At 62.6% G+C, this 23477-nt stretch carries 28 protein-coding genes and 2 tRNA genes; 5 read left to right on the forward strand and 25 right to left on the reverse strand.

Annotated features, from left to right (window positions below; all coding sequences use genetic code 11):
* Positions 1 to 202: 202 nt before the first annotated feature.
* The 3 genes from idsA3 to ACI8UR_RS04820 all read right to left on the reverse strand — a co-directional run bounded on the left by idsA3 (position 203) and on the right by ACI8UR_RS04820 (position 3661).
* Positions 203 to 1228 (reverse strand): geranylfarnesyl diphosphate synthase, encoded by a 1026-nt coding sequence (gene idsA3, locus ACI8UR_RS04810; protein WP_415087609.1) that lies wholly within the window; start codon positions 1226 to 1228, stop codon positions 203 to 205.
* Positions 1225 to 2571, reverse strand: coding sequence for an RNase J family beta-CASP ribonuclease (locus ACI8UR_RS04815; RefSeq protein WP_415087610.1), 1347 nt, complete (start codon positions 2569 to 2571; stop codon positions 1225 to 1227). Before ACI8UR_RS04815 ends, idsA3 begins: the two co-directional genes overlap by 4 nt.
* A 280-nt stretch (positions 2572 to 2851) precedes the next feature.
* Positions 2852 to 3661, reverse strand: a complete 810-nt coding sequence (locus ACI8UR_RS04820; RefSeq protein WP_411715250.1) for an SDR family oxidoreductase — start codon at positions 3659 to 3661, stop codon at positions 2852 to 2854.
* Positions 3662 to 3900: 239 nt separating this feature from the next.
* Here ACI8UR_RS04820 and ACI8UR_RS04825 point away from each other — a divergent pair, with 239 nt between their 5' ends.
* On the forward strand, positions 3901 to 5037 hold the full coding sequence (locus tag ACI8UR_RS04825) for an acyl-CoA dehydrogenase family protein (RefSeq protein WP_411715249.1): 1137 nt from the start codon (positions 3901 to 3903) through the stop codon (positions 5035 to 5037).
* A gap of 108 nt (positions 5038 to 5145) precedes the next feature.
* Complete coding sequence (locus tag ACI8UR_RS04830) at positions 5146 to 6645, forward strand: class I adenylate-forming enzyme family protein (RefSeq protein ID WP_411715248.1); 1500 nt, start codon at positions 5146 to 5148, stop codon at positions 6643 to 6645.
* A gap of 125 nt (positions 6646 to 6770) precedes the next feature.
* Here ACI8UR_RS04830 and ACI8UR_RS04835 read toward each other — a convergent pair whose 3' ends face one another.
* Positions 6771 to 7499 carry an isopentenyl phosphate kinase gene (locus ACI8UR_RS04835; protein ID WP_411715247.1) on the reverse strand — a complete coding sequence of 243 codons (729 nt, stop codon included), beginning with the start codon at positions 7497 to 7499 and terminating at the stop codon, positions 6771 to 6773.
* Positions 7496 to 8488, reverse strand: coding sequence for a mevalonate kinase (gene mvk, locus ACI8UR_RS04840; RefSeq protein WP_411715246.1), 993 nt, complete (start codon positions 8486 to 8488; stop codon positions 7496 to 7498). The genes ACI8UR_RS04835 and mvk overlap by 4 nt, the downstream gene beginning before the upstream one ends.
* 94 nt (positions 8489 to 8582) lie before the next feature.
* Between mvk and ACI8UR_RS04845 the strand changes: the two genes are divergently transcribed.
* A complete protein-coding gene (locus ACI8UR_RS04845) occupies positions 8583 to 9104 on the forward strand; it encodes an NUDIX hydrolase (protein WP_411715245.1) in 522 nt (173 codons plus the stop codon).
* 21 nt (positions 9105 to 9125) lie between these two features.
* Here ACI8UR_RS04845 and rpsB read toward each other — a convergent pair whose 3' ends face one another.
* The 15 genes from rpsB to ACI8UR_RS04920 form a co-directional block, all read right to left on the reverse strand.
* The gene (gene rpsB, locus ACI8UR_RS04850; RefSeq protein WP_411715244.1) at positions 9126 to 9923 is read right to left on the reverse strand and encodes a 30S ribosomal protein S2; all 798 of its coding nucleotides are present in this window, start codon (positions 9921 to 9923) and stop codon (positions 9126 to 9128) included.
* Positions 9920 to 11167 (reverse strand): phosphopyruvate hydratase, encoded by a 1248-nt coding sequence (eno, locus tag ACI8UR_RS04855; protein WP_411715243.1) that lies wholly within the window; start codon positions 11165 to 11167, stop codon positions 9920 to 9922. Before eno ends, rpsB begins: the two co-directional genes overlap by 4 nt.
* Positions 11168 to 11341: a DNA-directed RNA polymerase subunit K gene (locus ACI8UR_RS04860; RefSeq protein ID WP_411715242.1), complete on the reverse strand. Its 174-nt coding sequence runs from the start codon at positions 11339 to 11341 to the stop codon at positions 11168 to 11170.
* Complete coding sequence (locus tag ACI8UR_RS04865) at positions 11338 to 11532, reverse strand: DNA-directed RNA polymerase subunit N (RefSeq protein WP_411715241.1); 195 nt, start codon at positions 11530 to 11532, stop codon at positions 11338 to 11340. Before ACI8UR_RS04865 ends, ACI8UR_RS04860 begins: the two co-directional genes overlap by 4 nt.
* An 11-nt stretch (positions 11533 to 11543) precedes the next feature.
* On the reverse strand, positions 11544 to 11942 hold the full coding sequence (locus ACI8UR_RS04870) for a 30S ribosomal protein S9 (protein WP_411715240.1): 399 nt from the start codon (positions 11940 to 11942) through the stop codon (positions 11544 to 11546).
* Entirely contained in the window at positions 11936 to 12370 is a 435-nt protein-coding gene (locus tag ACI8UR_RS04875; protein ID WP_411715239.1) for a 50S ribosomal protein L13, read from the reverse strand. The genes ACI8UR_RS04870 and ACI8UR_RS04875 overlap by 7 nt, the downstream gene beginning before the upstream one ends.
* Positions 12367 to 12720, reverse strand: a complete 354-nt coding sequence (locus ACI8UR_RS04880; RefSeq protein WP_411715238.1) for a 50S ribosomal protein L18e — start codon at positions 12718 to 12720, stop codon at positions 12367 to 12369. The genes ACI8UR_RS04875 and ACI8UR_RS04880 overlap by 4 nt, the downstream gene beginning before the upstream one ends.
* 24 nt (positions 12721 to 12744) lie before the next feature.
* Positions 12745 to 12829: transfer RNA gene (locus tag ACI8UR_RS04885), tRNA-Leu, on the reverse strand.
* Positions 12830 to 13001: 172 nt separating this feature from the next.
* On the reverse strand, positions 13002 to 13745 hold the full coding sequence (locus tag ACI8UR_RS04890) for a DNA-directed RNA polymerase subunit D (RefSeq protein WP_411715237.1): 744 nt from the start codon (positions 13743 to 13745) through the stop codon (positions 13002 to 13004).
* Position 13746: 1 nt separating this feature from the next.
* A complete protein-coding gene (locus tag ACI8UR_RS04895) occupies positions 13747 to 14130 on the reverse strand; it encodes a 30S ribosomal protein S11 (RefSeq protein WP_411715236.1) in 384 nt (127 codons plus the stop codon).
* Complete coding sequence (locus tag ACI8UR_RS04900; protein WP_411715235.1) at positions 14131 to 14655, reverse strand: 30S ribosomal protein S4; 525 nt, start codon at positions 14653 to 14655, stop codon at positions 14131 to 14133.
* Positions 14655 to 15173, reverse strand: a complete 519-nt coding sequence (locus ACI8UR_RS04905) for a 30S ribosomal protein S13 (RefSeq protein WP_411715234.1) — start codon at positions 15171 to 15173, stop codon at positions 14655 to 14657. The genes ACI8UR_RS04900 and ACI8UR_RS04905 overlap by 1 nt, the downstream gene beginning before the upstream one ends.
* Positions 15174 to 15189: 16 nt before the next feature.
* Positions 15190 to 15274, reverse strand: a tRNA-Ser gene (locus ACI8UR_RS04910).
* A gap of 143 nt (positions 15275 to 15417) precedes the next feature.
* A complete protein-coding gene (locus tag ACI8UR_RS04915) occupies positions 15418 to 15657 on the reverse strand; it encodes a hypothetical protein (protein ID WP_411713924.1) in 240 nt (79 codons plus the stop codon).
* 4 nt (positions 15658 to 15661) lie between these two features.
* The gene (locus ACI8UR_RS04920; protein WP_411713923.1) at positions 15662 to 16705 is read right to left on the reverse strand and encodes an Mrp/NBP35 family ATP-binding protein; all 1044 of its coding nucleotides are present in this window, start codon (positions 16703 to 16705) and stop codon (positions 15662 to 15664) included.
* A gap of 177 nt (positions 16706 to 16882) precedes the next feature.
* Here ACI8UR_RS04920 and moaA point away from each other — a divergent pair, with 177 nt between their 5' ends.
* Positions 16883 to 17869 (forward strand): GTP 3',8-cyclase MoaA, encoded by a 987-nt coding sequence (moaA, locus tag ACI8UR_RS04925; RefSeq protein WP_411713922.1) that lies wholly within the window; start codon positions 16883 to 16885, stop codon positions 17867 to 17869.
* On the opposite strand, the gene ACI8UR_RS04930 is transcribed toward moaA, so the two are convergent.
* Genes ACI8UR_RS04930 through ACI8UR_RS04940 form a run of 3 tightly spaced genes read right to left on the reverse strand, consistent with a single transcriptional unit; the run spans position 17866 to position 21146 of the window.
* Positions 17866 to 18474, reverse strand: coding sequence for a CAP domain-containing protein (locus tag ACI8UR_RS04930; RefSeq protein WP_415087611.1), 609 nt, complete (start codon positions 18472 to 18474; stop codon positions 17866 to 17868). The two genes, moaA and ACI8UR_RS04930, sit on opposite strands and share 4 nt — an antisense overlap.
* Positions 18475 to 18510: 36 nt before the next feature.
* Entirely contained in the window at positions 18511 to 19515 is a 1005-nt protein-coding gene (locus tag ACI8UR_RS04935; RefSeq protein WP_415087612.1) for a hypothetical protein, read from the reverse strand.
* Positions 19515 to 21146, reverse strand: a complete 1632-nt coding sequence (locus tag ACI8UR_RS04940; protein WP_415087613.1) for a PKD domain-containing protein — start codon at positions 21144 to 21146, stop codon at positions 19515 to 19517. The genes ACI8UR_RS04935 and ACI8UR_RS04940 overlap by 1 nt, the downstream gene beginning before the upstream one ends.
* Before the next feature lie 254 nt (positions 21147 to 21400).
* On the opposite strand from ACI8UR_RS04940, the gene ACI8UR_RS04945 reads away from it, so the two are divergent.
* Positions 21401 to 22600: a sensor histidine kinase gene (locus ACI8UR_RS04945; RefSeq protein WP_411713918.1), complete on the forward strand. Its 1200-nt coding sequence runs from the start codon at positions 21401 to 21403 to the stop codon at positions 22598 to 22600.
* A gap of 9 nt (positions 22601 to 22609) precedes the next feature.
* On the opposite strand, the gene ACI8UR_RS04950 is transcribed toward ACI8UR_RS04945, so the two are convergent.
* Positions 22610 to 23197 carry a HalX domain-containing protein gene (locus ACI8UR_RS04950; RefSeq protein ID WP_411713917.1) on the reverse strand — a complete coding sequence of 196 codons (588 nt, stop codon included), beginning with the start codon at positions 23195 to 23197 and terminating at the stop codon, positions 22610 to 22612.
* A 70-nt stretch (positions 23198 to 23267) separates the two neighbouring features.
* Positions 23268 to 23435 carry a hypothetical protein gene (locus ACI8UR_RS04955; protein ID WP_411713916.1) on the reverse strand — a complete coding sequence of 56 codons (168 nt, stop codon included), beginning with the start codon at positions 23433 to 23435 and terminating at the stop codon, positions 23268 to 23270.
* Positions 23436 to 23477 lie beyond the last annotated feature (42 nt).

The following is a 23477-nucleotide window of genomic DNA, read 5'->3' on the forward strand; positions in this document are numbered from 1 at the left end:
CGCGTTGCCGTAGCGAGAGCCGACTAACGCGGCGCCTTCGGCGCCGCGGCAATCTCGCGAGCGGAGCGAGCGAGATCCGTGGAAGACGAGCGAAGCGAGTCTTCCTGAGGGAGGCTCTCGCGCATATTTTCCCCAAGTTTTTGCCGAGAACCGGTGTCGAGCGCATCGCGCTCGACCCGCGTTCTCGTGCAAAAAGTGGGGTTTAGTACCCGCGCTCGATGAGGAAATCGGCGATGTCCTCGAGGAGGTTGTGGGACTCACCTTCCGGAAGGACTTCGAGCCGTTCCTTGCCGTTGGCGACGAGGTCGACCGCCATCTCGCGGGCGAACTCGATGCTACCGGCGTCTTCGAGCGTCTCGACGGCGGCGTCGATCTCGGCTTCCGTCGGGTCGTCCGAAACGATCCCGTCGACGTCGACGCCCTGGTCGCGGGCGTGCAGCGTGATGATAGTGCGTTTGCCCTCGATGAGGTCGGAGCCGCGCTGTTTGCCCAGCTCCTCGCTCGGGACGGTCAGATCAAGGAGGTCATCCTGAATCTGGAAGGCGCGACCGATGTCGAGACCGTAGCCGTGGAGGGCGTCCACGGTGTCGTCGTCGGCACCGAGCAGGATGGCCGGAATCGAAGCCGCCGCCGCATAGAGGACGGCGGTTTTGAACTCGACCATTTCCAGATACTCCTCGGTCGTCACGTCAGAGCGGTTCTCGAAGTCGACGTCCAGCGCCTGCCCCTCACAGATTTCGGTGCAGGTGGTCGCGAGCTCGTCGAGCGCTTCGACGCTCCGTTCGGCCGGCGCGCCGGTGTCGAGCATGTACTCGAACGCCTTCGAATACAGCGTGTCGCCGGCGAGGATGGCGGTTTCGAGGTCAAACTCCTGGTGGACGGCGGGGACACCGCGCCGGAGGTCGTCGTCGTCCATGATGTCGTCGTGGATGAGCGTGAACGACTGGATGACCTCGATTGAGACGGCCGCTGAGAGCACGTCGACCTCGCCATCGGACAGCGAGGGGAACGAGCAATACTCCTCCGAAAGCGGCTCGACGTCCGCAAGCGCCTCCGCTGTGAGCAGCAGAATGGCTGGCCGAAGTCGCTTGCCACCCGCGTCCAGCAGGTAACGAGAGGCGGCGTAGAGCCGCTCTGGCTTCTGAATCGGTAACTGCTCCGTAATCGCGTCGTTGACCGTTTCGCGACGGTTCGCGATAGCCGCTTCGACGCGCTCTTCGACCGTCATTCCGTCAGCTGGATGGTGTTGCCGTTCTCCGTGATGTGGAGGTCGCGTCCGATCTCGTAGCCCTGATTCCGCGCCAGGTCGACGTACGGCGCGAAACCTTTCATGTCCTGGTGGGCGGGGATGAGGTTTTTCGGCTGGAGCGCATCGAGCATCTGGTAGTGGCCTTCCTGGTTCAGGTGGCCGGAAACGTGGATGTCGTCGTAGATGCGGGCGCCCTGCATGCCGAGCAGCGTTTCGGCCTGGTAGCGCTGGCCCTCATTGGTCGGCTCCGGAATCACACGAGCCGAGAAGATGACCTTGTCACCTTCATCCAGCTCGTACGGCGTTTCGCCGCGGGCCATCCGGGTGAGCATCGCGCGTGGCTCGCCCTGGTGGCCGGTGACGATGGGCAGGTAGTCCTCCTTGCCCTCCTCCATGATCCGTTTGAACGTCCGGTCGACTGACTTGCGGTGGCCGTACATCCCGAGGTCGTCCGGGAACTCGGCGAAGCCGAGTCGCTCTGCAGTACCGGAGTATTTCTCCATCGAGCGGCCGAGCAGGACGGGCTGGCGGCCGATGTCCTTGGCGAACTCGACGAGGCTCGTCACACGAGCGATGTGACTGGAGAACGTGGTGGCGACGATGCCGCCGTCGTAATCCTCCAGGGAGTACATCACGTCTCGCAGCTGCTCGCGGGCGACGGTCTCCGAGGGCGTCTTGCCCTTCTTGCTCGCGTTCGTACAGTCCTCGATGTAACAGAGGACGCCCTCGCCTTCCCGACTGATTTCACGGAACCGATCCATGTCGATGGGGTCGCCGAGGACGGGGTTGTGGTCCATCCGCTTGTCAAGCCCGTAGACGACTGAACCCTCGGGCGTGTGGAGGACTGGGTTGATAGCGTCGATAATCGAGTGTGTGACGTTGACGAACTCAAGCTCGCACTCGTCGCCGATGTCACGCATCGAGCCGGCTTCCATCTTGATGAGGTCGTTCTGCACACCGAACTTCTCCTCGCTTTCGATCTGCTGTTTAACGAGCTCGATGGTGAACGGCGTCGCGACGATGGGCGCATCGTAGCGGTGGGCCAGCTTCGAGATGGCGCCGATGTGGTCGAGGTGGCCGTGCGTCGGCACGATGGCCTGCACGTCACCCTCGATATCGGACATGACGCGGTCGTCCGGAATGGCGCCCATGTCGATCAGGTCGAGGCTGTGCATTCGCTCGGTCTCGACGTTGTCGTGAATGAGCACCTTCGACAGGTTCAGACCCATGTCGAAGATGACGACGTTGTCGCCAGCGCGTACCGCGGTCATCTGACGGCCGACTTCCTCGTAGCCGCCAATAGTTGCAATTTCGATTTCCATAGTTGAATCCGAGAGGACGCTCTCGGACTCGCAAGTGGGCGACCGGCCCTACGGCCGTCTATGACGGACGTGACACCGACGGCGTCGGTGGGCTGGCGGTCGGAACCGGCGAGGCCCGCGTGACGGCAACACCGCCACGTCACAAGCCCGGCCAGCCGTCTCCCGCCAGCGACTGCCGGCCGCCCATACGAGTCCGGGCGACCGTTGCTCGGTTATGCCAATGTTCGACCCCCGGCTTTAAAAAGTGCGTGGGTTGAGGCGTTCTGACGGCCGCTCTCGCTCAGTACGGCGAGGGCAACAGCAGATGGCCGCCGTCGACGGGGTAGTACGAGCCGGTCACGTACGCCGACGCCTTCGAGGCGAGGAAGACGGCGAGCGGGATACAGTCGCCAGCCGTCCCGAACCGGTCTGCGGGCACATGGTCGAGAATCTGCTCGGGCAGGGCGCCGCCTGCAGCTTCGGTGACGCCTTCGGTTTCGATGATGCCCGGAGCGATAGTGTTCGCGCGAATGTTGTATTTCGCCCACTCGCTTGCGACCGTCTGCATCAGGTTGTGGATGCCCGCCTTCCCCGCACCGGAGTGGCCGTGGAACGGCGCGCCGTGGATGGAGTTCGTCGCCCCCATCGCGATTATCGACCCTCTGCCGTTCTCGATCATGTGCTCGCCGACGCTCATCGTACAGAAGGCTGTGCCGTCGAGAATCGTTCCGACGACGGCACGCCAGCCGTTCGCGGTGAGGTCTTCGAGCGGCGTGAGGAAGTTCGCGCCGGCGTTGTTCACGAGGATGGTGATATCGCCCAGCTCGTCGAGAACGGTATCACGCATCGCGTCGACCTCATCTTTTTCCCGGATGTCGACCGTCGTCGCACAGGCGTTCTGTCCTTTCTCCTCGATGGCTTCTGCGACCGGTTCGAGATGATCCATATCGCGTGAGGCGACAGCGACGTCGGCGCCGTGGTCTGCGAACGCCAGGGCCATCTCCTCGCCGATTCCGGTTCCACCACCCGTTATCAGTGCCGTCTCTCCGGCAAGCAGGTCGTCAGCGAAGATGTCGGTACTCGCGGGCGTCTCGGGCCACTCGTTGGTCATGCCACGGTTTCACTCACCGATGTCACGTTAATCCCCCGCCTCCTCACGACGGTCGATTGATAGGGGCCGCCTCAGAATTCCTCGCGGAGTGCGACCTTGCCGGTCGATGTTTTCGGCATCGATTCGATGCCCCCCACTGTCGGCATATCGAGACGAGATGGTTTGGTACAGCACACCAATAAACTCTACCCGTCAATGCACGGCAGCAACTATTTTTATGCTGTCTGACACTGCCTCACATGGTCGATTTTACCTTTTCCGAGGAGGAACGCGCTATCCGACAGACTGCCCGTGAGTTCGCTGAAAACGAAATCGAACCCGTCGCACGCCACCACGAGGAGACCGGCGAGTGGCCCGAGGCGGTCTGGGAGAAGGCCGTCGAAACCGGCCTTGTCGGTGGCACGATTCCCGAGGAGTACGGCGGTGCCGGGCTCTCGCAGGTCGAGACCTGTCTGTTCATGGAGGAGATCTGCCGCGTCGACGCCGGCATGCTCGCGGCCATCGGTACCGAGTTCGGCAGCCGAATGATTCGCGAGTACGGCTCCGACGAACAGAAAGAGTGGATTCTCCGTGGCATCGCCGAGGGCGAGCTCATCGGCGCGCTGGGCAACACCGAACCCGAGCACGGCTCCGACGCTGCATCCATCGAAACGACCGCCGAGAAGGATGGTGACGAGTACGTCATCAATGGCGTCAAGACGTTCATCACCCACGGCACCATCGCGGATTACGTACTGACGATGTGCCGGACGGGTGAGCCAGGCCACGGCGGCATCTCCGCTCTCATCGTCGAGACCGACCGTGACGGCTTTGAGGTCGAATCGGAGATCCACAAACTCGGCTGGAACGCTTCCGAAACCGCCCAACTCCGCTACGATGACGTGCGCGTCCCCGAGGAGAACCTCGTCGGCTACGAGAACGCCGGTTTCTATCAGCTCATGGAGTTCTTCGAGGAGGAGCGCGTCGGCATCGCCGCACAAGCACTCGGCATCGCACAGGGCTGTCTTGAGGAGACCATCGACTACGTCGGCGAGCGCGAGCAGTTCGACCGCGAACTCCGGGAGTTCCAGGCCGTCCAGCACAAGGTCGCGAACATGGCGATGAAAGTCGAACTCGCCCGCCGACTGGTGTACGACGCGGCCGCACGCGTCGATGCCGACGAAAAGCCGACCAAGCTCGCCTCAATGGCAAAACTGTACGCCTCGGAAATCGCCGAGGAGGTCGCAAGCGACGCCATCCAACTTCATGGCGGCAACGGCTACACCCGCGACTACCCGGTCGAGAGACATTACCGACACACGAAAATCTACCAAATCGGCGAAGGCGCAAGCGAAATTCAGCGGAACATCATCGCGAAGGAACTGCTCGACCTGTGAACTCGTGCCGTTCGTACTCCATCGCCGGACGGTTCGGCGGAAACCACTAAAACTGCCCCCTGCCAACAGGCCACACACTTTTGGCCTATCGGCCAGCAGCCATGTCGTATGAATCTCTACGAGCGCTTCGTTCGGCAGGCCCGAACCCGGCCGGACGAGCCGGCGGTAATCGAGCCGGATGGTGACGATATTACCTACGATGAACTACGTGAGCGAGCGGCGGCAGTTGCGGCGTTTCTGGAGGGTCGTACCGAGCTCGGCGACCGCGTCGCGGTGTTCATGCTCGATAATCCAACCTTCCTCGCGGTCGCGCTCGGCGCGTGGCGTGTCGGGTGTGCCGTTACGCCGGTCAACTACCGTTTCGGCCCCGACGAGGTCGCCTATGTCCTTGACGACATCGAGCCGGCGGTCATCGTCCACGACAGCGTCTTCGCGAGCACGGCTGCGGATGCGGCCGCGGATGTCGGTCTCGAGGATGCGCTCGTCCACGGTCACGCCGACAGATTCCGGTCGGCTGCCTTCGGCGAGCCGACGGCTGCGCCCGAGCCGGCCACGCGACTCGACGAGCAGCCCGCCATCGTCATGCACACCTCAGGGACGACGGGCGACCCGAAAGGCGTCCTCCAGACGCACCGCAACGTCGGTGCTCAGGTCGACGCCGGCATCTCGACGTACGACGTAACCGCCGATGATACGGCCGTCGTGTCGGTGCCGCTGTTCCACGTCGGTGGATTCCACGGCGCGACACTGATGGCTCTGTTCACCGGCGGGTCGGTGGTTATCCATCCCGCATGGGGCGCTGCAGAGTGGGCACGCCTTGTCGAGGAGACGGATGCGACCGTCTCCGGTCTCGTGCCGGCGATGATGGTTGACGTGCTCGGGAGCGAAGCCGCTGGCGAACACGACACCTCCACACTTCGGATGTGCTTCTACGGGGGCAGTCCGGCAGCCGAAGCGGCGCTCGACGAGTTCGAGGCGGCCTTCGACATCGACGAACTGCTGAACTACTATGGGCAGACCGAGGCCGCCGGGCTGACGGTCGCTGGGACGCCCGAAACGCCTCGAACGGAAGGCACGCTCGGGGAACCCGTCCCGACGACCGAGGCGCGCGTCGTCGACCCGGATTCGAGCGTCGAGGTGCCCGACGGCGAGGACGGCGAACTCTGGCTTCGGGGCGACAGCATCATGCCTCGCTATTGGGATGCCCCGGAACGAACCGCGGAGGCGTTCGACGGCGAGTGGTTCCGCACTGGTGACGTGGTTTGGCGTGAGGCCGGCATCCTCTACTTCGTCGACCGGCTCGATGACATCATCCTCTCCGGTGGCGAGAAGGTCGCTCCCTCCCGGGTCGAGAGCGCCATCGCCGAGATGGACGCCGTTGATGACGTGGCCGTGTTCGGGTCGCCAGACAACCGGCTGGGGGAGGCCGTCTCCGCGGCCATCATCGGCGACGAATCGCTGCCGGTCGGCGAGGTCGAGACGTTCTGTGACGAACACGACGGGCTCGCAGGCTACGAGAAGCCACGTCGCATCCACTTCGTCGGCTCGTTTCCGCGGACGGGCAGCCAGAAGATCGACAAAGCGGCACTGGCCGAGCAACTCGGATAGGGCGAACAGGCGGTGCCCGCGCTGCTCCCGACACGCTGCACCGCACACCCGCGAGACGCGCCGGACGGTTCACTGACGGATGGGCCGTCTGGCCGCGCCTTGGTATAAAAACGTTCAGCCGAGGGCTAATCGATTCGCGTCCCCGGGTTCTTGTCGGCGAGGAACGCGTCGAGGCCGTCGATATCGAAGATGTATGCCGGGGCGTCGAGCGCGAGGAGTTCCCGCACCTTCGCGGCCATGCCGCCGGTGACGTCCGTCGCCTCGCTTTCGCCGAGGGCGTCCGCAACGTCGTCGAAGGTGTCGATGTGGTCGATGACGTTCTTGTCGGCGTCGTAGACGCCCGGAACAGCCGAACAGACGCCGACGCGGTCGGCGTCTAACGCCGTCGCGAGCGCGACGACGAGTTCGTCACCGGAGAGAATCGTCGCGCCGGCGCCCTCGTGGACGACGACATCGCCGTGCAGCACGGGTACGAACCCCTCCCTGTTCATCCGCGAAATCTGGTCGGTCGGGAGTGACAGCTCACCGTCCGCGTCTCGGCTGGCCGCCGACAGCGGATGGATTGGGAAGGCTGGCGAGCCAGCCTCCGCGAGCGCGTCCACCACTGCCGTGTTCAGCCGATGCATCGCGCCATGGATGATTCGTATGGCCTCGGTATCGCCCGTCCCGTCGGTCGTCGAGACGCCGTACTCGGCGGCGTGGTGGTGGCCGAAACTGCCGCCGCCGTGGACGAGTACGATGTCCTCTTCCTCGGCGAGCAGAGACGCGGCCCGGCGAAGTGTCTCCTCGGCCACCGTCTCCGGGTCGTTCTTATCCGTGATGACGCTGCCGCCGAGCTTCAGCACCGTCGTCATTCTTCGGGACGCACCCCGTCGGTGTCGAGATCGGCGCGGAACGCCTCCTCACAGCCAGGGGTGTACTCCAGCGCGGTGTGGGTCTGTTCGGTTCTGTCGAGGGCGACGATACAGCCGCCGCCGCCGGCGCCGGTGAGTTTCGCACCGAGCGCGTCGGCCTCGCGGGCGGCCCACACCATCGTATCGAGCGAGCGAGCGGAGACGCCGAGTGCGGAGAGCAGTCCGTGATTGAAATCCATCAATCGTCCGACCTCTTCGAGGTTCCCCGCCTCCAGCGCCGCCTCGCCGTTGCGGACGATGTCGCCAATGGCTTCGACCGTATCATCGGCGAACTCGTATTCCTCTTTCAGTGCACGGACGCCGGCGACGAGCTCGCCCGTGTCGCCGGTGCCGCCGTCGTAGCCAACGACGAACGGGAGGTTCGGAACGTCACGAAGCCGGCGGCAGTCGTCGCCCTGCACGCGGACGGCGCCGCCCATCGCCGAGCAGAAGGTGTCGGCGCGGGACGCTTCCCCGTCCTGTACCTCGTGTTCGACCTGATAGGCGCGGTCGGCAAGTACCTCCGAATCGAGGTCGACGCCGAGTTCACGCGATGCAGCGTCGATGGTCGCGACGACGACGGCCGCAGAAGAGCCGAGCCCCGCGCCCAGCGGAATGTCGCTCTCGATGGTGACGTCGAACCCGATGTCGGAGACCTCGGCGGCGTCTTTGGCCTGCTCGATCGCGCCGTCGATGTATCCCATCGCAGCCTCGACGAGCGGCGTCGGGACGTCCACGTCGGGTCTGTCCTCAGTTTCGCCGCCCCAGGTCACGGTGAAGCCATCGAGCGTGAGGTCGTTCGCCTGCACGCGGAGGCGCTCGTCCGTGTGGCGTGCCTCGACGGTCACCCGTGCCCGTCGCTCGATGGCACAGGGAACGGCCGGCTCGCCGTACACGACGGCGTGCTCGCCGAAGAGATACACCTTCCCGGGCGCGCTCGAAGTGGTCATACCCCGAGATTACGGCCACGGGCAAAAAGCGTATCCGAAACGGGTGGTCGGCCTGGGGCGACACGCACAAGCCGCTCCCGTTCGGAGTACGCCTGTGTCCGCCGAACTGCTCCGTCACGTGAACGGCCTGGTCGCGGATTTCGCCGCCGAGTACGGCGAAGTCGACCTCGTCGGCCGTCGTGTCGAGTGCGATCCCGATGAGTACGACGCGCTCCTCGACACGTTCGATACCTTCGGCGTCATCGGCGGGGCCGGCATTCGTGTCCGTGGCGACGACCGTGTCCTCCTCGTTCGCTATGCGGACGCTGACGGCTGGGTCGACCCCGGTGACGGTCGCCGCCCCGGCGAATCCTATCGTGAGTGTGCGGTGCGCGGCGTCCGCGAAACGACCGGCATCGAGGCGGCTATCGACGACCTCGCACAGATTCATCTCCTCTACATGGACGATTGGACGGGCCGTGAGCCACTACCGAACCCCTACGTCTCGTTCGAGGGGCCCGTCCAGCACGGCGACTGTCGGGCCGGCGACGGCGTCGCGGAACTCCGATGGGCGAGTGCGGTGCCCGACGACTTGCTGTACGAGGAACTCACGGAGCTACCGCTGGGGAACGGATAGAAAACGCGAAAATCGGGCGGACTACAGTTCGGTCTCGAAATCTTCGAGAGCGTAGGCCGGCTCTGCACCACGGCGGTCGAGCGTCTCGTTGGCGAGCAGCCAGTAGACGACCGACAGCGCTTTTCGACCCTTGTTGTTCGTCGGGACAACGAGGTCGACGTTCGACGTCGTGTTGTTGGAGTCACACATCGCGATGACCGGGATGCCGACCGTGATGGCCTCCTTGACGGCCTGGCTGTCGCCGATGGGGTCGGTGACGACCACGACGTCCGGTTCGATGTAACCTTCGTAGTCGGGGTTGGTCAGCGTGCCGGGGATGAAGCGGCCGGTGCGGGCGCGGGCGCCCACGGCGTCGGCGAACTTCTCTGCCGGGAAGCGACCGTACTGGCGGCTCGATGCCACCAGAATCTGCTCGGGCTGGTAGTTCGCAAGGAACGACGCAGCCGTGCGGATGCGACTGTCGGTCTGGGAGATGTCCAGCACGTACAGTCCGTCCGTTCGGACGCGGTGGATGAACCGCTCCATCGACTTCGTCTTCTGCTGGGTACCGATGTGGACACCGGCGGCCAGATAATCCTCGACCGGGATGAGGAGGTCTGCCTCTTCGTCAGGCATGACGTCCTCATCGAGGACGGGTTCGTCTGCTTCTGCCTCGGCGGCCTCGTCGGCAGCCTCGGCGGGCTGTTCGTCGTCGGTGGGGCTGGCCTCTTCGGCCTCGTCGGTCTCCGTGTCTTCGATTTCCTCGTCGAGCTCGTCTTCGAGCTCCTCGAGTTCGTCGTCGAGTTCGGAGGCGTCGAGCCCCTCTTCGTTATCGCTCATGCGTTTGCCTCGATTCGAATGAGTTCGTTCAGTTTTGCAGTGCGCTCGCCACCGACCGCGCCCGTCTTGATGAACGGGGCATCGGTCGCGACAGCGAGGTGTGCGATGGTCGTATCCTCCGTCTCGCCGCTACGATGGGAGACGACCGAATCGTAGCCGTTCTGCGTCGCCAGCTCGATCGCGTCGAAGGCGTCCGTCAGCGTTCCGATCTGGTTGGGCTTGATGAGGATGCTGTTGGCCGCACCCTCCTCGATGCCCCGATTCAGACGCTCCGTGTTCGTGACGAACAGGTCGTCACCACAGATGAGCGTCCGGTTGGCTCGCGGGCGCTGCCCGCTCGCTCCATTCGGGGCGCTCCGCGCCCCGCAACCCACGCGGTCTGTGAGCTCCGCAAACGCCTCGAAGTCGTCTTCGTCGAGCGGGTCTTCGACGTATGCGAGGTTGTACTCCTCGACGAGGTCGGCGATGTACGCCACCTGCTCGTCGGTGGATTTCGTCTCCTCGCCGTAGTGGTAGGCGCCACCCTCGTAGAGTTCGGCGCCTGCAACGTCGAGCCCGAAGCGGATATCGAAGCCGACGTCATCGGCGACCGTCTCGACGGCCTCCTCCATGATTTCGAACGCTTCGCTGTCGTCGATGGACGGCGCCCAGGCACCCTCGTCACCCTTGCCGGCGGGAATCCCGCGTTCGGCGAGGATGTCGTGGACTTCCCCGTGCACCTCCGCGTTCGCGAACACGGCATCCGCGACGGATGGTGCACCGACCGGTGCAGCGAGGAACTCCTGGATGTGGGTCGCGTCGGCAGCGTGTTCGCCACCGCCGATGACGTTCCCGAGCGGTACCGGGAAGTCACGGCCGCGGAAGGCGCCACCGAGATGCTGATACAGCGGCGCGCCGAGCACGTCGGCGGCGGCCTTTGCTGCGGCCATCGAAATGGCGACCGCGGAGTTTGCGCCGATCTCCGAGAAATCGTCCGTGCCGTCAGCACCACGGAGGGTGCCGTCGACGCCGCGCTGGTCGCCGGCGTACACCTGCCCTTCGAGTCGCGGGACTGCGAGTTCGCGGGCGTTGGCGATGGCCTCCTCGGCGGGGAGTTCGATGGCCTCGTATTCGCCCGTCGATGCACCGGAGGGGGCTGCACCGCGGCCGAACCCGCCGCTTTCCGTCCGCACTTCGGCCTCGACTGTCGGATTGCCGCGACTGTCGAGGATGCGGCGAAGCCGAACCTCCGTGATGAGCGTCATCTACTTGTCACCCCGACGCACCGTGAACGGAAGGACGCCGGCGTCGTACTCCTCGGCTGCAACGAGGATGGGCTCCGTCTGGTCGGTGTCGATGAGCACCGGTGCGCCGTAGGACACCTGCAGGGCTCGCGCCCCGAGGGTGCGCGCCTTCTCGTAGCGGTTCGTTCCTCTCATTGGTAGGGGGAGACGATGTCGACGAGGTCTTTGTGGGAGACGAGCATCCGGCGACAACACGCGCGGTCGACGCCGAGCTCGTCGAGTACCTCTGCCGGGTCTTCATCGCCCTCGCGGGCGCGAGCTTTGAACTCTTCCCAGTGTTCGCCGACGACGTTACCGCACGTGAAACACCGAACCGGTACCATCATGCTTGAATCACCTAGCGGTAGGACTTCTGGTAGCGAGCCCGTGCGCCGGGGCCGCCCCACTTCTTCGGTTCGGACTGCCGAACGTCGTTGACCAGAAGCGAGCGGTCGAAGGACTTGTAGGCGTCCCGGAGTTCGGCGTCACCAGTGTGCTCGACGAGTCCGCGAGCGATCGCCGTTCGGGTCGCGTCGGCCTGCCCGGCGAAGCCGCCACCGGAGACCGACACGTCGATATCGACGTCGTCGCGAAGGTCGTCGGCTGCGATACGGAACGGCTCGAGCATCTTCAGCTTCGCCTGCTCGGGTTCGACCAGCTCGACGGGCTTGGAGTTGATCCGAACCCGACCGGAGCCGTCACGAACCGTCGCTCGTGCGACGGCCGTCTTCTTCTTTCCGGACGTGTTAGTTACCATGTAACGTTAGCACCCAACTTCTCGCTGATTTCGCCCAGCGAGAGGAATTTGATGTTCGACAGTCGATCCAGGGAGGTGTCTTCGAGAACCTCCGCGTCGTCGTATGGGTTGGCCATGTAGACACGGATGTTCGAGAAGGCCTCGCGGCCGCGCGTCTCCTTGTACGGCACCATGCCGCGGATTCCGCGCTTGAAGATACGATCGGGCCGCTTCGGGTAGTTGGGGCCCTTGTCGGAGCCGATCTCGCTTCGCTTGCGGTACACCTCCATGATGTCTTCTTCGTTGCCGGTGATGACGGCGCGTTCGGCGTTGACCACCGCGACACGCTCGCCATCCAGGGCGCGCTGTGCGACCTGAGAGGCGACACGACCCATGATACAGTCACGCGCGTCGACGACGACGTCCGCGTCGAATTCTGCGTAGCTCATCGAATCACCCGCACGTTCGAGCCTTCGGGGTTGTTTTCGAGCGCCTGTTCGAGTTCTATCGCTTCGCCAACCGTGTCGATCTTCGTCTGGGCTGTCGACGAGAAGTCGACAGCAGCGACGGTGACCTCCTTCCGAAGGGCACCGGATCCGAGCACCTTGCCGGGCACGATGACGGTTTCGTCCTCCTGAGCGTATCGCTCGATGCGACCCAGGTTGACCTCCGCGTGCGTGCTTCGTGGCTTCTCGAGACGCTCGGCGATATCGCTCCAGACCTCGCCACCACCGTTCCGGGTGGTCGACTTCAGGTCGGCGATGAGGCTTGACAGCCTCGGGTTCGTTTTACTACTCATCGGATATCTCTCCTGAGAAATGGATGCAGGGAGCAGGATTTGAACCTGCGAACCTCTACAGGACAGCGCCCTGAACGCTGCGCCGTTGGCCTGACTTGGCTATCCCTGCTCGCGTCTGTGGATTCTGTATCCCCACTAAAGCCCCTTTCGGTCGACCGGATGTCACCGGTCGTTCCCGTCTGCGAGCGCGCGGCCGCACCGCCGCTTACAGACCGGAGGCGTTCGCCACCGGATGTGGTGGCCATCGTGGTAGGGGCGTGGGATGTCATTGATTCGTTCTGTTACAGCTGCACTGCTTCTTCGAGTTCGTCGGCGCGTCCGCGTAGCGACCCGACGGCATCGAGGATGAGATCCTCGACGGACATCGAGCCGTCCGTTTCGACATCGAAGACGAACGCGTTCGGTACGTCCTCGATTTCGACCTCTTTGCCCGGATACCGCTGGCTGAGGTCGTTGTCGAACTCCTCGGTTCGGACGAGCTCGCCGTCCTCCTCGATAACGCCGCGGAGGATCTCGGGGTCGTCGTCCTCGTACTCGCCTTTCTCGCCGACGACGTTCACACGCTGGAGGTGTCGGTAGCCGACTGCGACACCGCCCTGGTGTTTGGCGTGGTCTTTTCCGCGACCGAGTTTGGCGTCGGCTTCAAGCTCCAAGCGCTGGTCTTCCTTGAGATCGATGATGGGTACGTTCTCGTCGGCCGGCTGAACCTGATCGTCGCTGGAGACGAGATCGCCCGAGTACGCCGTATCGGGCCCCTCGACGTCGATGGCCAGCGTGACAATGTCGTCCGGCTCGTAGTCGTCCGGCGTCGTCAGCGGGATGAGCCCGAGCCGAAGCGCGATCTGCTCGTCGAACATGACCGACGAGTTCTCGATGACACGAACGGTGTCGACCGAGAGCGTCGGCACGTCGGCGACCATCGCTCGGCGGATGCCGTTGGCGAAGGCGGGCGTGACGCCGCGAACCAGGAACTTCGCGTTCCGTTCGTCGCGGTCGATGAACGTTACCTCGTACTCCTCTGTCATGTTAGAATCCTGCGTTCTTCGGGCCGCGTGTACCGTCGTGCGGGATGGGGGTCACGTCTTCGATACGACCGATTTCGAGGCCGGCACGGGCCAGCGCACGAATCGTCGCCTGCGCACCCGGGCCGGGGTTCTTCTGTTGGTTTCCGCCGGGGCCGCGCACGCGAACGTGCACGCCGTCGATGCCGGCGTCCTGGACGGACTCGGCGACGACTTCGGCCATCTGCATGGCCGCGTACGGCGACGCTTCGTCGCGGTTCTGTTTCACGACCGTCCCACCGGACGATTTCGTAATCGTCTCGGCGCCGGTCAGGTCCGTTACCGTGATGATCGTGTTGTTGAACGAGGCATACACGTGTGCGATGCCCCAGGTGTTGTCGTCTGCCATTTACTGACCCTCCGCTCGTTCTGGGTGGAGTTCGTCCGAAAGCGGGCTCGTCTCGTCGAACTCGATGTCGCCCTCTTGGGTGACATCGATCTTGACCGACGGCTCGGTGACCCGAGCGTCGCCGACGGTGACGTGTCCGTGGACGATGAACTGTCGAGACTGCTTGGGCGTGTTACCGACACCGTTCCGGTAGGCGATCGTCTGCAGGCGCCGTTCGAGGATGTCGGTGACGTCCAGCGACAGGATGTCGTCGATGCTGTCCTCGTCGTCGAGGACGCCGATGCGCTTCAGCCGGGCGAGGAAATCGCTACCGGCTTCCGCGGCGGCTTCGGCGTCGCCCTGAGAGTCGCCGAGCAGACGGCGAGCCTCACGGCGGTAGTCTCGAAGTTCGGACTGTGCCCGCCACAGCTCCTCTTTGGTGGCGAGGCCGTATCGGGAGACGAGGTCGCCCTCCTCTGCGATACGCTCGCCCTGGAAGGGGTGGTTCGGCGTCTCGTAGAACTTCGTGTTGTTACCGAGCGCCATTATTCTTCACCGCCCTCCGCTGCTTCTTCGGCCTGTTCTTCCTTGATTGCCTCGACGTTGACACCGATGGTGCCCTCGGTTCGGCCCGTGGACTTGGTTCGCTGACCGCGAACCTTCTGTCCGCGCTTGTGGCGGACGCCTCGGTAGGAGTCGATCTTCTTCATCCGGTTGATGTCCTGACGACGCGTCATATTGAGCTCGTTGCCGATCTCGTGGGTCGTCTCGCCGGTGTAGAAGTCGTCCTGGTGGTTGGTGAGCCACGAAGGCACTTCGTCGGCGTAGCCTTCGACGAGTTCGACGATTCTATCGATCTCGTCTTCGTCGAGTTTGCCGAGTACGCTTCGGCGGTCGATCTCTGCTTTTTCTGCGATAATGCGAGCGACGCGGCGGCCGACACCGTTCATGTCGGTGAGCGCACGCTCGATGCTTTTCGTCCCGTCGAGGTCGGTCTGTCCGATACGGACGAAGTACTGAATGTCCTCCTCTTCCTCGTCCGCTTGGGGTTCTTCTGCACTCATGTGTGGATTGGATTAGCGTCGTGGCGGGGATTTGAACCCCGGAGGCTGTACGCCACAGAGTTAGCAACCCTGCGCCTTGGGCCATGCTTGGCTACCACGACTCGCGTGCGTGTATCTTCGCCCTCTCGGACTCGGGGCCGGAGCCCCTACATCGATTGCGTTCAACGGTACCCGACCACCGTACTTAAGCACAACGATACGACGGTTCTGTCGGGCCGCGTTCCGACGGCCGATAGCTCCCCTGTCAGTCCCGTTCCGGAAGCCCGCCGCGTTCTTTGACATCCAGAATCGTGCGGACGTTCCGGTATATCTCCTCCGGGGATGTCTCCTCGTCGGCATCGTACAGGTCGGAAACCCGGTACAGCATCGCTGCAACCTGTTTGCTCTCCGAGGAGTCACCGCGGATATCCTCGGCGACATCGCGCAGTAGTTCGGCCCGTTCGTTGTCGGGGGCGATGCTGTCGGTCGCGTCGTTTTCGGCCATCGTCTTACCGCTTTTCGCTTACCTCTCGCCGGCGGACGATACCCTGCATGTTCGCCGTCTCCCCGGCGAACGTCCGGAACTCCTCGCCCGTCTCGTTGTCGTCGTCGAGAACGATGGGTGCGCCCGCGTCGCCCCCCTTGCGAACCGACGGGTCGAGGGGAATCCGGCCGAGGAACGGCATCTCCATCTCGGCGGCGAACTCCTCGCCGCCACCCTTCCCGAAGATGTCGTGTTCGTTGCCGCAGTCCGGGCAGACGAACCCCGACATGTTCTCAACGATGCCCAGCACGGGCGTGTCGTGTTTGCCGAACATCCGCAGCCCCTTCCGGGCGTCGTCGAGCGCGACTTCCTGCGGCGTCGTCACGATGACGGCTCCCGAGACGGGCACGGACTGCAAGAGCGTCAACTGCGTGTCGCCCGTCCCCGGCGGCAGGTCGACGACCATGTAATCGAGCGCACCCCACTCGACGTCTTCCCACAGCTGGGTCAACACCTTGTGCACCATCGGCCCACGCCAGATGACTGGGTCGTCCTCACCGACGAGGAAATCCATGCTCATCAGCTTCATCCCGTACTTTTCAGGCGGGACGATAGTCTCGTCGTGCGTCGCCTTCGGCCGCTCGTCGGCTTCGACCATCCGCGGGACGTTCGGCCCGTAGATGTCGGCGTCGAACAGGCCCACGCGGGCGCCCATCTTCGAGAGGCCGGCCGCGAGGTTCACCGCGACAGTCGATTTGCCGACGCCGCCTTTCCCAGATGCGACGGCGATGATGTTCTCGACGTCCGGAAGCACCTGCTCGTCGGCCGAAAGGCCGGTATCGACGCTCGCGGAGAGTTCGATCTCCAGCCCCGTGTCGGCCAGCGCACCACGCACTTCACCAGCCATCGCCGTCTCTGTCGACGAGTACGGCGCCCCGAGCGCGAGGTCGATGTACACTGTATCGTCGTCGATAGTCACATCGTTCAGCAGTCCCAGCGAAACGATATCATCGCCGAGGTCGGGGTCTTCGACCGACGAAAGCCGCTCACGTATCGCGTCCTCGTCCATACCCCCGATAGGTCACGACGCGCCGATAAGGGTTGTGACCGCCCGCGAACCCGCACGCGCCCGACACCCCGACCGACCGTCGTCATTGCCGCGTTCGCTCGTCGTTGTAACCAGATTCAGTTACTGAACGGCCAGAGACGGCGTCGATTTTAAGCAACAGTACGCGAAGGTTCGCGTATGCTTGAGGACGAGTTCGGTAGGGAGGTGACCGGTGTTCGGGTATCCCTAACCGACCGATGTAACTTCGATTGTGTCTACTGCCACAACGAAGGGCTCGGGGACACACGGGGCCCCATGGAACCGGCAGACGACGAGATGTCGACCGACGATGTCGTCCGGTTCCTGGAGGTCGCTTCGGAGTTCGACGTCGACTCGGTGAAGTTCACCGGCGGCGAACCGATGCTCCGTGATGACCTCGAAGAGATCATCCGCCGCACTCCCGACTCGATGGAAACGTCGCTCACCACGAACGGCACCTTCCTGCCCGAACGCGCCGACGCCCTCGCTGACGCCGGCCTCGAACGCGTCAACGTCTCGCAGGACGCCCTCTCGCCGGAGGCCTTCCAGAACGTCACCAAGAGTTCTGCCTACGACGATGTCCTCGCGGGCATCGACGCCGCTCTCGATGCTGGACTCGCCCCTGTCAAACTCAACATGGTCGTCTTCGAGAAGACGGCCGGCTACGTCCCCGAGATGGTCGACCACGTCGCCGAGAACGACGGCCTCCAGCTCCAGCTCATCGAGTACATGCCCGAACTCGCCGGCCGGCCGGAGTGGGCTGTCGACATCGACCGCGTCCATGGCTGGCTCGAAGAACAAGCCGACCGAATCGAGGAACGCGAGATGCACGGTCGCCGCCGATACTTCGTCGGTGAAGACGGAGCGGACAGCCACGATTCCCCCGGCGGCATGGTAGAAATCGTCGACCCCGTCGGCAACGCGGATTTCTGCGCCAACTGCCACCGCGTTCGTGTCACCCACGAAGGCTATCTCAAGGGCTGTCTCAACCGCAACGACGACCTCAAGAGCATGGGTGAGATGACGAAACCCGAGATTCGCGAGACCTTCCGCGAAACGGTCGACGAGCGCGTCCCCTACTACGGCGAGTACATGGTCAAAGACGACGGCGAGTGGGTGTTCAACGAGGAGTATATCGGCGCCTAAGCGTTCGGGTGCTCTCGACAGAAATTCTGGGTCACGTATAGCGTGCTGTTTTGGGTGATGTAGACGCCGACGCCTGTTACATAATAAGATTCACTCATCTGAGTCGTGTTATGCCCCGATGAATTCGCCCAACTATTGACGACTTTCTCGGCGATTCGCACTGAATTATTTGTCGGGAGCGGCTTCAAAAAATAGAGATTTTCATTCGTGCTCTCACACCCATCGTACTTTTCATGACGACCGGGAGAACCGAGATTGTCCGGATTGGTGTGGTCGAAGAAATCACGATCGGCCATATCCTTGCTGTGTAATCGGGCTATGAGACGAACTCGTTCGGAGTGGACGAGCCGCTCTTTTCCTGCATCGGCTCGTCTCTCGTTGACCTCGTGGTAAATCGCCATCTCGAGTTCCTCCCCGTCTACACTGGAATAGTTTGAAGCGCTGACTTCTGGAACACCACTCGTGTTCGTCGGGCCGTTCACATCTGGCTCATAGGTTTGATCGATGACGCCGGTCTGAACCGCGAAAACAAGGCTAATCACGACACAAATAACGATGAGGCCGATAACCGACACGCCGTTCAGAACCGTTTTTTCCCAGCCCATATTCAGAATCGAATTATCCGTTTCTGCAAATAACTGTCAACACTCATCAATTCGATTCCGCATCTCTATCAGGGTTTCTCTCGTACCTTCGGGAATCTCTTCACTTTCTGGGTCGACGGTCTCGAACATAGTCTGCAAATCATCACAACCCTCCTGAAGCGTCGGCAGCATACATCGGAATTCCGTGACGAGTTGGGCCAGACGTTCCAGTTTCTGGTTGTAGCCGTGCGTCCTGTCCAAAGCAGCTTCGGCATCGGCGAAAAATTCGTTCGCCTCGGCGTAGTAGCGTCCCGCCTGCTTGAAGTTGCCAGCTTCGATCTCTGGATTGGCCAACTGCAACCGTCCGAAGCCCCGAACGATGTCGTGGAACCCCCGATACGCCGAAGATGTCCACTGTGTAACTTCGATTAATATCTTCTGCGTTTGATGAATCGATTCGCGGTCGTATCCCACGATTTCAGCGCGACCGAGGGTTTGTAGTTCGCTTTCGGCTTGCTTTCCCACAGTCTGTAACTGCTCGAGAAAGCGACGGCCATCGCGAATCGCTTTCGTCGCCGTCTCGTATTCCGACTCCCGGAGTAGGTTTCGGTACGTCATACCCGCGACGATAGTTCGGTAGATGAGGATTCGTTGTTTGATACGGTACTCCGCGAGTCGTGTGGCGGCCAACAGGCGTGTAATCTCGTCACTCGTCTTCGTCGATGAATCGGATCCACGAAGTATTCTTTCAGCCGCTTCGGTCTGGGTCAGTATCTGCTCTCTGTCGAACTCCTCGTCGAATCGCTGAATATCGAATGAGAACTCACCCCCCTCGACAATCGGGAATCGGTCAAGTTGCCGATAAACCAGCTTGATTCGTCTTCGGGCTTTTTCCACGCCTTTCGGCTCGTCGCTGTTCGGCGTCGCCGACTTATTCGAATCACCGCTCGTATCCTCGGCCGTTCTTCTGCTGTCGTTGCAGCCAGCAAACGCCGAAATGACGACCGATACTGCCCCTGATATATACCTCCGTCTGCCAATCTGTGGCTTCTCTTTCGTCATCACGCTACCAAGCCCCCGGTATCGGTCGAACCGATAGAGATCTCCGGAACCGACGAGGTTGATTCATCAGTTGAGGTGGTATCTCTATGTTCGTCACCGGAAGCTAAACCTCCGGACAGACTCCCCGATATATCAAGAGAGATGTCGTTATCCGATACAGAACTTCTATCCGATGTACTCTCAGAGTCGCTAGCCGAGTCAGACGTTTCGTGATGGGTTAGAGGCTCGGTGGGCTGCGACGGTTCGCCGGTTCGTGCAGGCCCTGAATCGCTATCTCCTGAATCCGCTTCCTGCTGCTCTTCTTGACTGGTGATGTCACGAACCTTCTCAATGGAATCCTTGGTCGTCTCTTTCGTGGTCTTGACTGTTTTATTTATGAGCCCTTCACGATCTTGCTGAATCACGATAGTGGCTTCTCCTCTTTGCCCGTCTTCAAGATGTGTCAAATCAGTTCCTGTAGTCCTCTCGGCACCTGCCAACCCATATGCAGAGTACGCGCCACCTTCTTGTGGCGACCGGACGTTCATCGTCCGGCCTTCGTTTTCGAGTTGTCGAATCGTCTCGTCACAGGCGTTGATCTCCCCACCAGTGACCTCACAGGAAACCGTTTTGCGTTCTTGACCGAAGAGGGCCTTCGATACCGTGCCGACCGTATCCTCGTACAGTTGCTCGCTCACGCTCGTCTTCCACGGGGCGTTTTCGCCGCCGTCGATGCCGAGGCTACTCACTGTCTCGCCGATGTACGCTGAATTTTTGATTCGAGACCCAAGATTGAATCTGTCGACGTAGCCGTCCGTTTCGAACAGCGCGAACTCGTCTCGGTTACCTTCATCTGAGGGATTAGATGGCTCCGGTGTCGGCGTCGGTGTTACTGTCGGGGGGGACGTCCGTGGTTCCGCGTCCATACACTCGCCCGGATTCGCTGTCAGGTAATCCAGATCCGCACACCCCGGTTCGGGTGCAATGGGGTCTGTGTCCGACCAATTCAACGATGTCTCGTCGGCGTCGTCTTCCCGTGGCTGGACGAGTACCTGGTCGTAGGCCGTACGGCCGTTGGCGTCTTTCACCACCACCTGCACGCGGTGGGTTCTGATCTCGGTGAACGCGAACTCGAGCGTGCTCTCGTCACTCGTACCGTCCAGTGGGCGTGTGGCGATGATTTCGTCCTCGATGGCCCACGCTATTTCGGAGAGCTCCGCATCGGAGCTTTCAGCTGTCGCGGTGAACTCGACTGGCTCCGACGGAGCTGGTGTCCGTTTTCCAGAGAGGGTGACCTCGGGGCCGGCGTCGTTGACGTAGACGTACAGCGTGTCAGTGGCCGTCTGGCCGTCGGCAGCGATGACCTCGACCGTCACCTCGTATCGGCCTGGCGCTGTCGGGGTGAACTGGGTTCGGGCACATGTCGGGCAGTGTGGGCTAATGGTTCGACCATCGGGTGTCCGAATCGTCCATTCGTGGGCGGTGATGTCGCCGTCCGGGTGCGTCGATCCGGTGCCGTCGAGGTAGACGGTCGTCTCGACGGAGACGGTCTGGTCAAGCCCAGCGTCCGCCATCGGTGCGTCGGCAGCGGCGACACCAACGACCGACGGTAGCATGAGGAGAACAGCAGCGACGATGATGTATCCTTTCATCTGGGTTGGTGCGGATTAAATCCGCGTTCGGTTATAAAACCTTTCAACCGAAATTTCCGCGTGATTTTTTCGTGACGCTGGGCGTGGCGGTCAGCAGGCTTATGTCCTCCGCAGGAGGACGTTCGACAACGTTGGAGAGGAGTACCTCGGGACGCTCTCGTCGCGTTCGTGTCGTTGGTGGTGACAGTCAGTCGACGCGGACAGTCGTAGAGGGTGCCAACGCGTTCGATGTCGGGCGGGTTTCGTCAGTGGCAATGCTGACGCCGGCGGACGTGGCGGTCGTCGTGCTCGTCGTTCCGGCACTCGACGTCTCTGTCGGGACAGCCGTCGAACACGTCAGAGAGACCCACGGAGGGACGCCGGTCGCCGTCGCAACGACGGACGTCCCGGAAACACGGGCGGACGCTGTCGTCCCAGTCGATGCCAAGGCGGTCGAGCGAACACTCACGGAGTTACTCGACGACGAACGCATCGCGCGAACACAGCGACGGTTGCGGCGACTGAGTGCGGTCGGCGGCGGTTTCGTCGACAGCGACGGCGACGGCGATGGCGTCGCTCGCTTCTGTGACTCGTTGGTCGAACAGGTCGGCTACGATACGGCGTGGCTCGTCCGCCAGGAGGGGTCTGCCCTCGTACCGACATCGGCTGCTGGCGTGCCGAAATCGGCGCTCCACGCGTTCGACATCGACGCGGACGTGCCGTGGTCGCGGGCGGTTCGGCGGGGTGAGTCGGTAGTCGAGTCCGACGGCGGATACACCGTGGCGGTTCCATTCGACGGCCGCTGTCTCGTCTGCACGACTGATGAGGCGGTCGGCGACGCCGAACTGGCGGCGCTGGGGCGACTGGTCACTTCGTTCGTCTCGCTGGATGAGACGTACCGCCCCAGATACGCGCTGCTCGGCGAAGCGATCGCCCACGAGGTCAACAACCAACTCGACCTCGCGATGGTGCATCTCGACCTCATCGAGGAATCGAACGAACACCTCGACCACGTGGCGTCGGCGCTGAACCGCATCGACGACGTGGTCAACGAAGTGAACGCCTTGATCGTCCAAGACCTCAGCACCGACCCGGTCGAACTCGATGCCGTCGCGGAGGCGGTCTGGGACGGCGTGTCGACGAACGCAGCGACGCTTGATGCCCATCCGGGGGCTGTCGAGGCGGACGACCGTCTCCTTCGATTGCTGTTGTCAAATCTGTTCCGCAACTCCGTGCAGCACGGCGGCGAGGATGTCACGGTCGATGTGGCCCCCCTCGACAGCGGCGGCTTCTACGTCGAGGATGATGGCAAGGGGTTCGCCGACGCACCCGCAGAAGAGCTCTTCGAGTGGGGCCGGTCGGGCGAGGGGAGCACCGGTATCGGACTCGCTTTGGTATCGCTTGCGGCCGACCGCCACGGCTGGGATGTCGAAGCGGCCGATGCCGACGGCGCCCGCTTCGAATTCCGCCCATAAGAGGGCCGGTCAGTTCACGCTCCGGTCGGATTGGGTGCTCGCTGGGTCGTCCGTCGCGACGAGATAGCCGTCTTCTTCGGGCAGGTCTGTGAGCACGGTGTCGAGTGTTTGCTCGACCGCCTCCAGACGCTCACAGAGGTGTTCGTACTTCGGCTTCGCTTCGAGTTCCGACTGTGGATGTTCGGTTTCCAGTGCCGCTCGTTTCGAGGCCAACGCGAAGTATTCCTGCAGTTTTGCGTCGTACGTCGACCGGTCACACATCCGTTCAATGGTGGCTTCCAGTTCTCGCTTCGAGACCGTCTTCCGAAGGTATTCGTCGAACCCCATCGAGACGATGTCGACGGAGGGCTCCACGCCGGTGAGCATGACGACCCGACAGTCGATGTCGCGCTGTCGGATTCGTTCGAGCACCTCGTCGCCGGAGAGGCCCGGCATCCGACGGTCAAGCAACACCACGTCCACGTCGGCATCAAGTGCTTCGAGTGCACCCGCTCCGTCGTAGGCCGTCCGCACGTCGTACGCCTCGAGTTGTGCGGCATGGCCGTCTGCAAGCGCCGGTTCGTCGTCTGCAATCAGAATCGTCGGGTCGTTGCGCATTCGTGTGTGCCCCTTGGTTACATACCTGTGTCAGCGCGATAAAATACGTGTTTCGTCAGACAATGGTACTCTAAGAAACAGGTTCGACGGCAGCATCGAGTTCGTCAAGCGACCATTCGACGATACGTGCTTCGACGATGTCACGCGCCTCGACGAGCATCTCGGATTCCAGCGGGCGCTGGTCGTGTTCCGGCCGTCCACAGAGACAACAGGGCTTCTCTGTGCGCCCAGTGCACATACAGAAGAGTGGTGTAGCAGCGTCTTGGGTGTGCCGTCTCCG

Source organism: Natronomonas sp. (assembly GCF_047616845.1).
In the GTDB taxonomy this organism is placed as follows: Archaea; Halobacteriota; Halobacteria; order Halobacteriales; family Haloarculaceae; genus Natronomonas.

Excerpts from the sequence above, each read along its gene's own strand:
- idsA3 (WP_415087609.1), bottom strand. The coding sequence starts at position 1,228 with ATGACGGTCGAAGAGCGCGTCGAAGCGGCTATCGCGAACCGTCGCGAA.
- ACI8UR_RS04815 (WP_415087610.1), bottom strand. The coding sequence starts at position 2,571 with ATGGAAATCGAAATTGCAACTATTGGCGGCTACGAGGAAGTCGGCCGT.
- ACI8UR_RS04820 (WP_411715250.1), bottom strand. The coding sequence starts at position 3,661 with ATGACCAACGAGTGGCCCGAGACGCCCGCGAGTACCGACATCTTCGCT.
- ACI8UR_RS04825 (WP_411715249.1), top strand. The coding sequence starts at position 3,901 with ATGGTCGATTTTACCTTTTCCGAGGAGGAACGCGCTATCCGACAGACT.
- ACI8UR_RS04830 (WP_411715248.1), top strand. The coding sequence starts at position 5,146 with ATGAATCTCTACGAGCGCTTCGTTCGGCAGGCCCGAACCCGGCCGGAC.
- ACI8UR_RS04835 (WP_411715247.1), bottom strand. The coding sequence starts at position 7,499 with ATGACGACGGTGCTGAAGCTCGGCGGCAGCGTCATCACGGATAAGAAC.
- mvk (WP_411715246.1), bottom strand. The coding sequence starts at position 8,488 with ATGACCACTTCGAGCGCGCCCGGGAAGGTGTATCTCTTCGGCGAGCAC.
- rpsB (WP_411715244.1), bottom strand. The coding sequence starts at position 9,923 with ATGAGCGATAACGAAGAGGGGCTCGACGCCTCCGAACTCGACGACGAA.
- eno (WP_411715243.1), bottom strand. The coding sequence starts at position 11,167 with ATGACGCTCATCACGGAGGTTCGGCTTCGCCGCATCCTCGACAGTCGC.
- ACI8UR_RS04860 (WP_411715242.1), bottom strand. The coding sequence starts at position 11,341 with ATGAGAGGAACGAACCGCTACGAGAAGGCGCGCACCCTCGGGGCGCGA.
- ACI8UR_RS04865 (WP_411715241.1), bottom strand. The coding sequence starts at position 11,532 with ATGATGGTACCGGTTCGGTGTTTCACGTGCGGTAACGTCGTCGGCGAA.
- ACI8UR_RS04870 (WP_411715240.1), bottom strand. The coding sequence starts at position 11,942 with ATGGTAACTAACACGTCCGGAAAGAAGAAGACGGCCGTCGCACGAGCG.
- ACI8UR_RS04875 (WP_411715239.1), bottom strand. The coding sequence starts at position 12,370 with ATGAGCTACGCAGAATTCGACGCGGACGTCGTCGTCGACGCGCGTGAC.
- ACI8UR_RS04880 (WP_411715238.1), bottom strand. The coding sequence starts at position 12,720 with ATGAGTAGTAAAACGAACCCGAGGCTGTCAAGCCTCATCGCCGACCTG.
- ACI8UR_RS04890 (WP_411715237.1), bottom strand. The coding sequence starts at position 13,745 with ATGACAGAGGAGTACGAGGTAACGTTCATCGACCGCGACGAACGGAAC.
- ACI8UR_RS04895 (WP_411715236.1), bottom strand. The coding sequence starts at position 14,130 with ATGGCAGACGACAACACCTGGGGCATCGCACACGTGTATGCCTCGTTC.
- ACI8UR_RS04900 (WP_411715235.1), bottom strand. The coding sequence starts at position 14,655 with ATGGCGCTCGGTAACAACACGAAGTTCTACGAGACGCCGAACCACCCC.
- ACI8UR_RS04905 (WP_411715234.1), bottom strand. The coding sequence starts at position 15,173 with ATGAGTGCAGAAGAACCCCAAGCGGACGAGGAAGAGGAGGACATTCAG.
- ACI8UR_RS04915 (WP_411713924.1), bottom strand. The coding sequence starts at position 15,657 with ATGGCCGAAAACGACGCGACCGACAGCATCGCCCCCGACAACGAACGG.
- ACI8UR_RS04920 (WP_411713923.1), bottom strand. The coding sequence starts at position 16,705 with ATGGACGAGGACGCGATACGTGAGCGGCTTTCGTCGGTCGAAGACCCC.
- moaA (WP_411713922.1), top strand. The coding sequence starts at position 16,883 with ATGCTTGAGGACGAGTTCGGTAGGGAGGTGACCGGTGTTCGGGTATCC.
- ACI8UR_RS04930 (WP_415087611.1), bottom strand. The coding sequence starts at position 18,474 with ATGGGCTGGGAAAAAACGGTTCTGAACGGCGTGTCGGTTATCGGCCTC.
- ACI8UR_RS04935 (WP_415087612.1), bottom strand. The coding sequence starts at position 19,515 with ATGACGAAAGAGAAGCCACAGATTGGCAGACGGAGGTATATATCAGGG.
- ACI8UR_RS04940 (WP_415087613.1), bottom strand. The coding sequence starts at position 21,146 with ATGAAAGGATACATCATCGTCGCTGCTGTTCTCCTCATGCTACCGTCG.
- ACI8UR_RS04945 (WP_411713918.1), top strand. The coding sequence starts at position 21,401 with ATGCTGACGCCGGCGGACGTGGCGGTCGTCGTGCTCGTCGTTCCGGCA.
- ACI8UR_RS04950 (WP_411713917.1), bottom strand. The coding sequence starts at position 23,197 with ATGCGCAACGACCCGACGATTCTGATTGCAGACGACGAACCGGCGCTT.
- ACI8UR_RS04955 (WP_411713916.1), bottom strand. The coding sequence starts at position 23,435 with ATGTGCACTGGGCGCACAGAGAAGCCCTGTTGTCTCTGTGGACGGCCG.